Here is a 12,335-nt window from a genome sequence, read left to right as displayed (position 1 = left end):
TGTTGCGCTCGGGTCTGTCTAGATCGAGCGCGCTAGGCGGCTGGACTCTGCGAGCGTAGATCTCCGGGCCTCATTCGCAGGAAAATGCTCCACCTGAGCGTTTTCTGGTCGTGAATGAGTGTCACATTTTGGCAACATTTATCTTGAAGGGTTGGAGGAATTGGTTCAGACTCTACCTCTTTGGTGGAGACGGGGTGCCTTCCGGCGTTCATGAGTGATGTAGCGGCAATCAGGGAGGGGGCGCCCAAGCGGGCCGGTCGCGAGGGCGCAAAGCGGTCGAACTCGGTCTTTGCGGCTGCCTACAACAACCGTCCCCTGCGCATCCTGGGCTTCATCATCGTCTCGGCATCCGTGCTGATGTCGTCGATTTCCTTCCTGATCCTCACCGGCGCGACCGACATCGAGCCCTCTGCCAGCGTGTGGACCATCATCTGGGTGGTCACGGGCGTCCTTGTGCTGCTCGTGCTGGCTCTCGTGGTCACCGAGGCGGCGCTGCTGATCCAGGCACGCATGCAGCGCCAGGCGGGTGCCGGCATGCAGATCCGCATGGTCGCGATGTTTGCGCTCGTCGCTGCAATTCCGGCGGCCCTGGTTGCAGTCGTTGCGTCCATCTCATTGAACCAGGGCCTGGACCAGTGGTTCTCCGAACGGACGCGGGCCATGGTGGAGAGCTCGCGGCTCGTGGCGCGCTCCTACCTGCTCGAGCATTCGCAGGTCTTGCGCGACGACGTGATCTGGGTGGCCACCGAGATCGAGCAGGCGCACGACACCTATGATGCGGATCCCGAGCGCTTCCAGCGTATCCTAACGGCCCTGGCGGTGACCCGCTCCTTGCCGTTCACCTCGCTCGTCAACGCCGAAGGCGAAACGCTGATGCGGGCCGAGATCGCCGTGCAGGGTGCCTATCCGCAGCTGCCCGAGGGCATCACCGATGGTCTCGTCGAAGGCATCCCGGCCGAGATCGCGCCTGGCCGCATCAATCTCATCGGCTCGGTGATCAAGCTGCGCGGCTACGAGAACACCTATCTCTTCGTGGCCCGGCCGGTCGAGGCCGAGGTGCTCGAATACATGCAACTCACCGACCAGAACATCACCGAGTACCGCGAATATGCGTCCAACCGGCTGGTGTTCCAGATCACTTTCACAATCATGTATATCGGCTTGGCGGTCGTGCTGCTGCTGGCGGCGCTCTGGATCGGCATTGCCCTCGCCAACCGCTTCGTCGACCCGATCCGAAACCTCATGATCGCCTCCAGCCGCGTCAGCCGCGGTGACCTCGATGTGCAGGTGCCGGTGCAGGAGGGCAGGGGCGACCTGCGTGATCTCAGCAACGGCTTCAACCGCATGACGCAGCAGCTCAAGTCACAGCGCGAAGCCCTGCTGACCGCCAACGAGATGAACGAAAAGCGGCGCCAGTTCACCGAAGCGGTGGTGGAGGGGGTGTCGGCCGGCATCATCGGGCTGGATCCGTTCGGCGCGGTGACGCTGGTCAATGCCCGCGCGTGCGAGATGCTGGGCCGCGACGAAATCGACCTTATGGGCGAACCCATGGAGAAGGTCATGCCGCAACTGGCGCCAACGCTGGAACGCGCCCGCTCCGCGCGGCGCGGGCAGGTGCGCGACCAGATCCAGCTCGGAAACGAAACGGACCGCCGCACATATCAGGTACAGCTGACCCGTGAGGGTTCAATCACCGAGTCGAAGGGCTACGTGCTGACCTTCGATGACATCACCGATCTCGAGTCGGCGCAGCGCACCAGCGCGTGGGCCGATGTCGCCCGCCGTATCGCGCACGAGATCAAGAACCCGCTGACGCCAATCCAGCTGTCGGCGGAGCGTCTGCGCCGCCGCTATGGCTCCAAGCTCGAAGATGACCGCGAGGTCTTCGACAAATGCATCAACACCATCGTGCGCCAGGTGGGCGATATCGGGCGTATGGTTGATGAATTCTCCGCCTTTGCCCGCATGCCGGAAGCCGCGCCCGAGCGCGCCGACCTGTCGGACACTGTGCGCCAGGCGGTGTTCCTGGAAAGCGTCCGGCTTCCGGAAGTAGATATCCGCACCGTTTTGCCGGAAGAGGCGATCTATGCCTGGTTCGACAACCGGCTGATTGCACAGTCGCTCACCAACCTTATCAAGAATGCCGTCGAAGCCTTCGAAGGTGTTCACCTTCCTGAGGACATTCAGCCGACGATCACGGTGGAAGCACACCTCGAACGCAATGAGGCGAGGGTCTCTGTTTCCGACAACGGCAAGGGCTGGCCCAAGGACAATCGGCAGCGTCTGCTGGAGCCCTACATGACCACGCGGGAGAAGGGCACCGGCCTCGGTCTCGCGATTGTCGCAAAAATCATCGAACAGCATGGCGGCATTGTCGAACTCGTCGACGCAGAGCCCGATCCGCATGGTCGGGTCGGCGCCTGCGTCACCTTCACGCTGCCGCTGCAGGCACCAATTCTAAACATTCAGGATACCGGCTCCAGCCACTCGGCGGCGGTTCCTGACAATCAGGGGGAACCGCTGGCGTCAGCTTCGGTTCAACACTAATGGCGCTCGACATTCTGATCATCGACGACGAGGACGACATCCGCGAACTGATCGCGGGCATCCTCGAGGACGAAGGCTTCGAGACCCGCCAGGCGCATGACGCCGACAGCGGGCTCAACGAGATCGCGCGTCGCCGTCCCAGCCTGGTGTTCCTCGACATCTGGATGCAGGGGTCCCGCCTCGACGGATTGCAGCTGCTCGACGTGTTTCAGAGTCAGCATCCCGACATGCCGGTGGTGATGATCTCGGGCCACGGCAATGTGGAAACCGCCGTCTCCGCCATCCGCCGCGGTGCCTACGACTATATCGAGAAGCCTTTCAAGATCGACCGGCTGCTCCACATCACGCAGCGCGCCATGGAAGCGACCCGCCTGCGCAACGAAGTGGCCGAGCTCAAGGAACGCTCGGCGACCAAAAGCGCGGAACTGGTCGGCACGTCGCCGTCGCTGCAGCAGGTGCGCGGCATTATCGAGAAGTCCGCGCCCACCAATTCGCGCATCTTCATTTCCGGACCTTCGGGCGCCGGCAAGGGGCAGGTGGCCCGGCTGGTGCATCAGCGCAGCCCGCGGGCCGAGGCGCCCTTTGTCGAGATCAATGCCTCGCTCTATGCTCCGGACGAAGTTGCCGTGGTCCTGTTTGGCCGCGAAACGCGCGACAAGACCGGCATTCTCAAGGTGGAGGTTGGGGCGCTCGAGAAGGCGCATGGCGGTACGCTCTATCTCTCGGAGGTGACGACGCTGCCGGCGCAGGTGCAGTCGGCGCTGCTCCGCACCTTGGTGGAGAATCGCTTCAACCGCGTCGGCGGCACGCAGGCCGTGCCAATCGACGTGCGCATCATCTCGTCGAGTTCGCAGAACGTGGCCGCCCAGATCGAGGCCGGCGAGTTCCGCTCAGACTTGTTCCACCGGCTTTCCATCGTGCCCCTGCCGCTGACCCCGCTCAAGGAGCGACGCGAAGACGTGCCGCCGCTGGTTGCCGTCTTCATCGAACAGGTCTGTCGCATGCACAATCTGCAGCGCGTGACCGTCGGCGACGATGCCCTCGCGGTGCTCCAGGCGCAGGAATGGCCCGGCAACGCCCGGCAGTTGCGCAACTCCATCGAACGCCTGTTGATCCTGATGAAGGACCAGCAGCCTGAGGACGGTGTCATCACCGCCTCGATGCTGCCATCCGACATCGGCGAAGTCTTGCCGACCGTTGGAGACACCGACTCATCGGCGCATCTGATGAGCCTGCCGTTGCGCGAGGCGCGTGAAGTTTTCGAGCGGCAATACCTGCTGGCCCAGATCGAGCGCTTCGGCGGCAACATCTCCAAGACTGCCGAGTTTGTGGGGATGGAGCGAAGCGCCTTGCACCGCAAGATCAAGTCGCTTGGTCTGTGACAGCCAGGTACCATGCAGCCATGCGAATGGCGCGGTAGGCATGCCAAGTGATCTATGCCATAGTGCCAAAAGAGATGCTCAGATTGCGGCGCGGCGCTAGCGGTCGCAAGGTCGAAAACCAGCAATCTCAGCGAAAACAGCGGCAAGCAATGCCGCGGAAAAGAGGCCCGAATGCCCAGCGAAAAGCAGCCCAACCTCCAGGACTCGTTTCTCAATCACGTGCGCAAGCAGAAGGTGCCCGTCACGATCTTTCTCGTGAACGGCGTCAAGCTGCAGGGCGTCATTACCTGGTTCGACAACTTCTGCCTGTTGCTCCGGCGCGATGCGCAGTCGCAGCTTGTCTATAAGCACGCGATCTCGACCATCATGCCAGGTGCGCCGATCCAGCTGTTCGACCCGGAACAGAACACGGACGACTGACGTTTGACGGGCCAGGCCCTACCGGTTCATACAAAGATGATCGCCTCGGCGGCGAAGCGATCAAGAAAGTTGCAATGACCGATTTCGACGACGACGATACCGACCACCGGGGCGGCCCACAGGCGTTTATCGACCGAAGGGCGCAGCCGACGCGGGCGGGGCTCGTCGTGCCCGACGTGCGGGGCATGGTGTCCCAGCACTCGATCGAGGCGCGCAAGGCTGAGTTCGAAGGCCTGGCCGGTGCGATCCGGCTCGAGCTGGTCTTTTCCGAGGTGGTCAAGGTCCGTGAGATCAAGCCGGCGACCTTTATCGGTGGCGGCCACACGGAAACGCTTGCCGAGCGGGTCAAGGCCGACAAGATCGACTTGCTGCTCGTCGACGCGCCACTGACGGCGATCCAGCAGCGCAATCTCGAGAAGGAAACCGGTGCCAAGGTGCTCGACCGCACGGCGCTGATCCTTGAGATCTTCGGCGAACGTGCCGCAACGCGCGAAGGCGTGTTGCAGGTCGAACTGGCGCATCTCAACTACCAGAAGGGGCGCCTCGTGCGCTCCTGGACCCACCTGGAGCGCCAGCGCGGTAGCGGTGGCTCCGGCTTCATGGGCGGTCCGGGCGAAACGCAGATCGAAAGCGACCGCCGCCAGATCAGCGATCGCATCGTCCTGCTGGAAGACCGGCTCGACAAGGTCAAGAAAACGCGGGCGCAGCAGCGCCAGCAACGCGCCGGCACGCCGATCGTAGCGCTGGTCGGCTATACCAATGCCGGCAAGTCGAGCCTGTTCAATGCCTTGACCGGGGCAGGGGTGTTTGCCGAGAACCTCCTTTTTGCAACCCTCGATACAACCGTCCGCCGCCTCGAGCTGCCGCATGGCCGCGAGGTGATCCTCAGCGACACGGTTGGCTTTGTCGCTGACCTGCCCACCGACCTTGTGGCGGCGTTCCGCGCGACGCTGGAAGAGGTGCTCGACGCGGACGTGATCCTTCATGCCCGCGACATCGCCAACGAAGACCATCCCGCCCAGGCACAGGACGTGCTCGCCGTGCTGGCAGAGCTCGGCGTGTCAGCGGAAACCACGCCGATCATCGAGGTCTGGAACAAGGTCGATCTCGTCAACCCAGACGACCTGACCGGCATCGCGCCTGCCAGCAAGGTAGCCAATGTCGTGCAGGTCTCGGCCAAGAGCGGGCAGGGCATCGAGCAGCTCAAACTGGCCGTAGAAGCCGCTCTGGCTGAAAAGAGCCGCACCTACCATGTGCATGTGCCGCACACGGCCGGCTCCGACATCGGCTGGTTGCATTCGCATGCCGAGATCGTTTCGCGCGATGAACCGACGGAGCAGGGCTCCGGCTTCACCGTTCGCATCGAGCCGCGGCACAAGACAGCGTTCCTAGAACGCTTCAACGGCCGGATCGACAGCTCCGACGCCTAGGTCTTGTCGGCGGCGCGCACTTCGTTCCAGTAGCGGTCGAGCCGCTCCAGCCCAGCGTCCTTTGGTTCAATGCCGTCCTCACGGCAGCGCGCCTCCACATGGTGAAAGCGCCGCGTGAACTTGAAGTTCGCGTCGCGCAGGGCCGACTCCGGGTCCACCCCAGCGTGCCGAGCCAGATTCGCGACGGCAAACAGCAGATCCCCGATTTCCTCCTGCACGGCCGCTGCATCACCCGATGCCTGGGCCTCGACCACTTCAGCCAGTTCCTCGTCAACCTTGGCCTTAACCGCGGCGAAATCGGGCCAGTCGAAGCCGACCTTGGCCGCACGCTTCGTAAGCTTGCCGGCGCGGGCCAGGGCAGGCAGCACCTGGGGTACATCGTCGAGTAGGGACGGCGTGCTGTCACCCTTGTTTTCCGCCTTGGCGCGGCGTTCCTGCGCCTTGATGGCCTCCCAGCGGTTCTCTGAGGCTGCCGATGTTCCAGCCTTGACGTCGCCGAAGACATGCGGATGGCGGCGGATCAGCTTCTCGGTAATGGCCTGGACGACATCGCCGATGTCGAAATGGCCAGCCTCCTTGGCCATCTGCGCGTGATAGACGGGCTGCAGCAGCAGGTCACCCAGTTCCTCGCGCAGGTCGGAGAAATCCTGCCGCTCGATGGCGTCCGAGACCTCATAGGCTTCCTCGATCGTGTAGTGCCGGATCGTCGTGAAGTCCTGTTCCAGGTCCCACGGGCAGCCCGACACCGGATCGCGCAGGGCCGCCATGATCTCGATGAGGCGGGAGATGTCACGAGATGGCTGCATGTTTGCCTCGCTGGAATGACTAGCTCAATAGGTAGTGTTTTAGGCCTTCAGAGGGGTAGACCCCCGCATGTCCGGAATTCGCATAATATATAGTGTAGCGCCCAAAACTCCTTCCATGGTTAACGGAAAGGGGGCTTGGAAAATGTTCAAGCAAATCAATGACCTGATCCTAAAACCGCTGTCAACGCGGTTGGGGACGATGGTCACCGGTGGCCTAATCGGCTTGGGCGCGAATGCGCAACATGCCGATTGGGTGGGCACCGGGATAGCAGGAGGGCTCCTGATCGGAGCCGATCTGCTGGCGGCGTGGCTGCGCAAGCGCTCGATAGAGCGGAAGGCAGTCGCCAAGGCGGTGGCGTCGTGAGTTGGTTCGGTGGATCGCTCAACGTCTCGTCCGGTGGTCACGTCTATGACAGGACCACCGGCACATGGGCTGGCGAAACGCAAGGGAGCGTCGGTGACGGCGTGGACCGAAGCGTGTCGTCCAGCGTGTCCACGGTGTGGCACGATGCAAATGGTCCAACCGGGGTGCAGTTCCATAACCCCGGGGACCACGGCGGCACTGGCAGCGTAAGCCAAGGCCACGTGGCCAGCGGGCCTGTGGCGGATCCGGTCGTCGCGGGCGGCAGCGGGCCGGGGGCGGGTACCGCAAACACGGACGGCCCCGGATCGGGCGGTACGGGTCCCGGCTCTGCGGGCGTTGTCGCACCTGCCGCGCCGCTCAAGGCGAAGATGAAGAGTACGACGACGCAGATAATGTTCGGTGTGCCGATCGTGCCAAACCCATGGGTGTCGAACACAGACCAATGGGAGGAGCGGTGGGGTGAGCCGGGTGACTGGCTAGGCGGTATCGCCGTTGGGGCAGCGGATATGCTGTTCAACGCGGGCCGTGCGTTGGATCACGCGACGGGCTCGGATGTCGTGTCGAACAAACGGCGCGACACGTTCAAGGTCGAAGATATCGCTGGCAAAGGTCAGCCGTACGTGAATGCGGTGACCGGCTGGATCGACGCGATGAATTCGCCGTTCGGGCCGGACAAGCCGATAGCCGGTATCTACAAGGGCGGCTTTTAGCCGCCGAAGAGTGCGTGGACGGCGCTCACCGCCACCCACGGCAGGAGCGGGGCGAGGCCCCAAACGAGCAATCTCAAAGCAGGTTTCGGCATGAAACGGCGTCCTTGCAAAGCATGTGCGCGGCGACGAGCCGCGATTTCACGTCTATGGAGAAAAGTGAGAAGCAAATGAAGAATGTCAATAGGAAGTCTACGAGCCCGGTTAAATATCCGCGCTCACGGCGTAATCATCCGATTATGCATCTGTCGTCAACGAAGCCCGGCGTGGCCCATCCGTTGGCGTTCATTCCCATCTTGCGAGAAGACAGCTTGGTGGGGCAGATCGATGCGGTTGTGGAAATGATGGAGACGAAGGAGCTCCTCATGAACGACGTAACAGCGCGGTTTACGGCGTGGTGTGTTCCCACGCTGGCACAAGAACGGTTCTTCGGTTCCCGTGAGGAGCTCGACCGCTCCTACATGGGCGAAAACTCGCTGGATGGCAGTGGGGTCACGCCGTATGTCGAGAATACAGTCGTAGGCGCGGGTGGTGCGGGCAACCTCCCGTTGTACAAAGCGGCGGGGCTGCATGCCAAGCCCGGCGACGTGGTGAACCTCGCATACTGCGAGAGTTATAACTTGGTGTACAATCACCGGGCAACACAGGCTTCTAAAAAGCTCGGCCATCGGACCAAGTGGGATGGCTCGCTCGCGCCAGCGTTCTGGCACCACCGCCAGTTCCCGCACATGGTGGCAGACTTTGACCAAGCCATGATTGAGGGGCAGGTGGCCCTGAACATCATCAATCCAATCGTGGATATTAAGGGGTTGTATCAGACGGCGGATGTGGGGACGGGCGGCAACGTGACGCCGTATGCTGCGTCGTCGGGGCCTGATATCGCCCGCGATAAGGTGCGCCCGTTGTTCGGGCCGATTACTGGTTATGGTCCGGGCCCGGCTGGTACTGTCTATGCAGAGATGCAGGACGCCGGGCTGTCGATGTCGCTGGCCGGGCTGGAGGAAGCCCGTAAGCTTCAGGCTTTCGCGAAACTGCGGCAACAGTTCGAGGGCCACGACGATGATTACATCATTGACATGCTCATGCAGGGCCTTTCCGTGCCCGATCAGCACCTGAAGCAGCCGTTTCAGGTGGCTGAACAGGTGGTCAAGTTCAGCCAGGGCAAACGCTACGCGACGGACAGTGGCAACCTGGACGATAGTGCCACGTCAGGCTTCGCCCGGGCCAGCATGCGGCTGCGTGTCCCGCGTATCAACACAGGCGGCGTGGTCGTGGTTCTGATGGAAATCGTGCCGGTCCAGTTGTGGGAACGGCAGGCGGATTGGTTCTTCCATAGCCGTCCCGAGAACGGGCGCGCTGCCCACGATTTCTGGCCGGATGCGGAGCGGGATACGCTGGACCGGCAGAAAGTCGATGTGGTGTACAATCGCGATATCGACGTTAGTCATAGCGACCCAACCGGGTATTTCGCCTTCGAGCCGATGAACGCGAAATATAATCGGGCACCGCCTATGATCGGCGGCAAGTTCTATCGGCCTGCGGCGGACACGCTGACCGACGACGCGCGTAAGCGGCTGTGGGCGGTGGAAGGCGTGGACCCGACCCTGACCGATAGTTTCTTCATTGTGAAGCTGCCGTTGCAGGTGAAGCCATTTCTCGACGAGGTTAACGATCAGTTCGAGGTCGCGGCGCGGGGTAACTGCGTTATCGACGGCAACACCCAGTTTGGCGGGCTGCTCATCGAGCAGACCGGCAACTATGAGAAGGTGGCGGAACAGGCGCCCACCGATCAAATCACGCAGGCTGAGAAGGATGCCAACCTATGACGGTGAAAATGCGCCACCTGGCCCGGTGGAAAAAAATGGGCATTGGGCTGAACCTGCCCGGAAAGCTCCGGGTGGTTGAGCTGGAGCTGAACGTGGATGTCCCAACGCGGTTCGACGTGGAACACGGGAAGGACGTTACGTTCCTGACTGTGGTGCAGCCGGGCGGGCCCGTTAGGGTGCAGTTCGCCGTAGAGGGTGACTGCACCGTGCTGCCGACCTCCTATCATCAGGAGGAGGGCGTGGGCGAAGTCTGGTACTTCACCGACGACGGCGAAATCCTGAATTTTGAGGTCACCACGCCGAGCTTCACCGAGCTGGAGCAGCGCATGGACACGACTCCAGAAATGGAGGTCGTGATCCTCAAGGCGCACCTGCGCGAAGAGCAGCGGAAGCGCGAAGTGGCAGAGTTGTTGCTGCGAAAGAAGCAGCGCGAGGAAGCGCGGGCGGCGGATGCCGACCCTGAAACCGGAGAAGTGACGGATGGAGAGCCTGTGGGAGCGTATACAGCGGCGCCAGAGGGAGGCGAGGGCGCTGGAGGTAGCACTCCACGCAAAGCGTAACTATCGGGGGGAGGTTAAGCTCCCCCCAAACACCGCGCCACCAGAATTGGCGGAGGAGGCAGGCCCAGAAGTGGGTCTGCCTCTAGCGTTAGCGGCGTTGGTGGATCGCCCGTTTCTCGAAACGGAACGCTATGCGGAGCAGCAGCGCCGCGCCGTCCGTGAGGGGGCACATCCAAAGGTGCTGAAATTCACCGACGCCTTCGTGCGGCGGTGCAAGCGCGTGGGCATTCCTATGTTTGCGCATTGTATCGTGCGGGGCGCGGCGCATCAGGCCGAGCTGTTCCGTACGGGAATGTCGAAGGATAGCCCCGACGATGGCCTTTGGCCGCATAGGGGCTGCGCCGTCGATCTGATCCATTCCGTCAAGGGGTGGAACCTCAATAGTGAGGAATGGAGGCTCATAGGGCACCTTGGGAAAGAGGTTTCCGATCAGATGGGCCTTTCTATGGAGTGGGGCGGGGATTGGAAGTTTTACGACCCCGCCCATTGGCAACTGCGCAAATGGCGCGATTTAGCGAGGGAATACCCATGGCCGACGAAGTGAATAAGGGCATCAAGGAACGTGTAAAGCGGGCCAAACTCGATCACGATCTGCACGTTGCGCTGCTCATGAAGCGCGAGGGCTTGAGCAAACCGGACGCAACGGTAATGGCGTATCTGGATGGCCTCAACGGCCTGAATGATCGCCTGAATCTCAAAGAGCCAAAGCTGATGTAAACCGGCGACGCGAGGCGCGGCTAACCTACGGGATTAGCCGCGCCTCAGAGCATCCTTGTCTTATATGCATTTATCGACACGCGGAAACGGGGTGGACGATGGCGTGCTTAGCACCAAATAAGTTACCGGACGGCACCGAGGTCGCGTGTCGAGAATGCAAGCTATGTCAGCTCAAGCTCAAGAATGATTGGGTGGGGCGCAACATAGCTGAAAGCAAAACGAGTAAGTTTTGCTACGTGATAACCGCAACCTACGGGCGCGGGAAGGTCGGGGAGGTGCTCCACGAACGCGCTGTGATCCTGACGTATTCGGACTGCCAGAAATTCCTAAAGCTGCTGCGGCGGCATGGGTACGAGGTCCGGTTCTTTATAACCGGCGAGTATGGCTCCGAAAAGCAAAGGGCACATTGGAACATCATCGTCTACAGCGACAACCCATTACCGCAGTTTGCGGGGTGGGACCAGTATGGGCGCTGGACGAAAAAAGCGCGGTACAAGCAGCGTTTCAATTGGGTGCGCTGCGGCAGCGAGGGGAATCCGATCTACTTGCAGAATAAGGAACCGGCCTATTGGTGGCCGCACGGCTTCGTCCATATAGACGAAGTGAACGTGGCGAGTGTCCGCTATGTATGCAAGTACGTGCTTAAAGACTTCGATGCCAACGGCAAACAGGGCCATAAGGGCCAATCGAAGGCACCGCCGCTAGGAACGGCGTATTTCCGGCAGGTGGCGGAGAGGTATGTGGCGCAAGGGCTCGCCCCGCAGTCGCCAGAGTATCGGTTCCCGGAGGCGAAAACCCGCCAGGGTGAGCCGATCCGGTACTGGCTCAAGGGCAGGGCGCTGGAGTTGTATCTCCAGCACTATATCGACGCTTGGGTGTCGCAGCGTCCGAACGACACTCGGCCACTAAGTGAGCTAGTGGACCTGTACGAGAAGTACGGCAGGGTTGTGAACGACGAGCAGCGCATGCTGCTGCGGCAGGAGTTCCCCCAGGGCGAAAGCCGCCAGCCGATCCCGACCGGAAGGCAGATAAAGGAGGGCGCGGAAGCGGCCCGATACGAGAACGCATTGCGTGAGTGGTCGGTAGCGCAGGACGAATTGTATGAGTTTGAACGCGACGAGCTAGAGGGCATCGCAGATGGGCAAGAACGACAAGAAATCAAACGACAGTTCGAACAGGAGCGGCAGCAGCGGCGGCGGGAGTTCCAAAACCGCTGGGGGCGGCACTACTTCCAAGGGTTCGGCTGGGTCAAGCCAGACGAGGTCGTCCCCGACGCCGGTGGCGAGGGACCCGGTTGTCAGTGCTGCGCCGTCGAGGCCGTCCGGCCCGACATACAGCGTCCCGACGAGTTCGGGCGGCTGGATGACGGGGTTCAGCGACAGCGGGAGCAGCGGCGGGTCGCATGGGGGAAGCTCGGAGAGCAGCCCCTCGGTCCGGTCGGGCGGTATAACCGAGACTACGCCGACCCCGGCAAAGCCGGAGCCGGTGAAGCCCGACCCGGTTCCGGTCACGCCGGACCCGGTGGTAAACAAGCCGGGTGATCCGGTCCAGCAAAGGCGCGTCCGCATTTCCGGCC

At 62.0% G+C, this 12,335-nt stretch carries 12 protein-coding genes; 11 read left to right on the top strand and 1 reads right to left on the bottom strand.

The window, feature by feature from the left end:
* Positions 1-210: 210 nt before the first annotated feature.
* The 4 genes from VIL88_RS12125 to hflX all read left to right on the top strand — a co-directional run bounded on the left by VIL88_RS12125 (position 211) and on the right by hflX (position 5,779).
* Positions 211-2,547 carry a PAS domain-containing sensor histidine kinase gene (locus tag VIL88_RS12125; protein ID WP_331989155.1) on the top strand — a complete coding sequence of 779 codons (2,337 nt, stop codon included), beginning with the start codon at positions 211-213 and terminating at the stop codon, positions 2,545-2,547.
* The gene (locus tag VIL88_RS12120) at positions 2,547-3,929 is read left to right on the top strand and encodes a sigma-54 dependent transcriptional regulator (RefSeq protein ID WP_331989153.1); all 1,383 of its coding nucleotides are present in this window, start codon (positions 2,547-2,549) and stop codon (positions 3,927-3,929) included. Before VIL88_RS12125 ends, VIL88_RS12120 begins: the two co-directional genes overlap by 1 nt.
* 171 nt (positions 3,930-4,100) lie before the next feature.
* A complete protein-coding gene (gene hfq, locus VIL88_RS12115; protein ID WP_300282205.1) occupies positions 4,101-4,349 on the top strand; it encodes an RNA chaperone Hfq in 249 nt (82 codons plus the stop codon).
* Positions 4,350-4,423: 74 nt separating this feature from the next.
* Positions 4,424-5,779: a GTPase HflX gene (gene hflX / locus VIL88_RS12110; RefSeq protein WP_331989149.1), complete on the top strand. Its 1,356-nt coding sequence runs from the start codon at positions 4,424-4,426 to the stop codon at positions 5,777-5,779.
* On the opposite strand, the gene mazG is transcribed toward hflX, so the two are convergent.
* Complete coding sequence (mazG, locus tag VIL88_RS12105) at positions 5,776-6,585, bottom strand: nucleoside triphosphate pyrophosphohydrolase (protein ID WP_331989147.1); 810 nt, start codon at positions 6,583-6,585, stop codon at positions 5,776-5,778. The genes hflX and mazG overlap by 4 nt on opposite strands.
* A 142-nt stretch (positions 6,586-6,727) precedes the next feature.
* On the opposite strand from mazG, the gene VIL88_RS12100 reads away from it, so the two are divergent.
* The 7 genes from VIL88_RS12100 to VIL88_RS12070 all read left to right on the top strand — a co-directional run bounded on the left by VIL88_RS12100 (position 6,728) and on the right by VIL88_RS12070 (position 12,300).
* Positions 6,728-6,949 carry a hypothetical protein gene (locus tag VIL88_RS12100; RefSeq protein ID WP_331989145.1) on the top strand — a complete coding sequence of 74 codons (222 nt, stop codon included), beginning with the start codon at positions 6,728-6,730 and terminating at the stop codon, positions 6,947-6,949.
* Positions 6,946-7,659, top strand: a complete 714-nt coding sequence (locus tag VIL88_RS12095; protein WP_331989143.1) for a hypothetical protein — start codon at positions 6,946-6,948, stop codon at positions 7,657-7,659. Before VIL88_RS12100 ends, VIL88_RS12095 begins: the two co-directional genes overlap by 4 nt.
* 167 nt (positions 7,660-7,826) lie before the next feature.
* A complete protein-coding gene (locus VIL88_RS12090; protein WP_331989141.1) occupies positions 7,827-9,482 on the top strand; it encodes a hypothetical protein in 1,656 nt (551 codons plus the stop codon).
* On the top strand, positions 9,479-10,042 hold the full coding sequence (locus VIL88_RS12085; RefSeq protein ID WP_331989139.1) for a hypothetical protein: 564 nt from the start codon (positions 9,479-9,481) through the stop codon (positions 10,040-10,042). Before VIL88_RS12090 ends, VIL88_RS12085 begins: the two co-directional genes overlap by 4 nt.
* A 70-nt stretch (positions 10,043-10,112) precedes the next feature.
* Positions 10,113-10,586, top strand: a complete 474-nt coding sequence (locus VIL88_RS12080; RefSeq protein ID WP_331989137.1) for a hypothetical protein — start codon at positions 10,113-10,115, stop codon at positions 10,584-10,586.
* Positions 10,571-10,759: a hypothetical protein gene (locus tag VIL88_RS12075; RefSeq protein WP_331989135.1), complete on the top strand. Its 189-nt coding sequence runs from the start codon at positions 10,571-10,573 to the stop codon at positions 10,757-10,759. Before VIL88_RS12080 ends, VIL88_RS12075 begins: the two co-directional genes overlap by 16 nt.
* 98 nt (positions 10,760-10,857) lie before the next feature.
* A complete protein-coding gene (locus VIL88_RS12070) occupies positions 10,858-12,300 on the top strand; it encodes a rolling circle replication-associated protein (RefSeq protein ID WP_422653343.1) in 1,443 nt (480 codons plus the stop codon).
* The last annotated feature ends 35 nt before the right edge of the window (positions 12,301-12,335 follow it).

Source organism: Devosia sp., from assembly GCF_036563435.1.
GTDB lineage: Bacteria > Pseudomonadota > Alphaproteobacteria > Rhizobiales > Devosiaceae > Devosia.
Note: the sequence above shows the minus strand (reverse complement) of the source record. Positions and strands in the feature narration are given on the sequence as shown.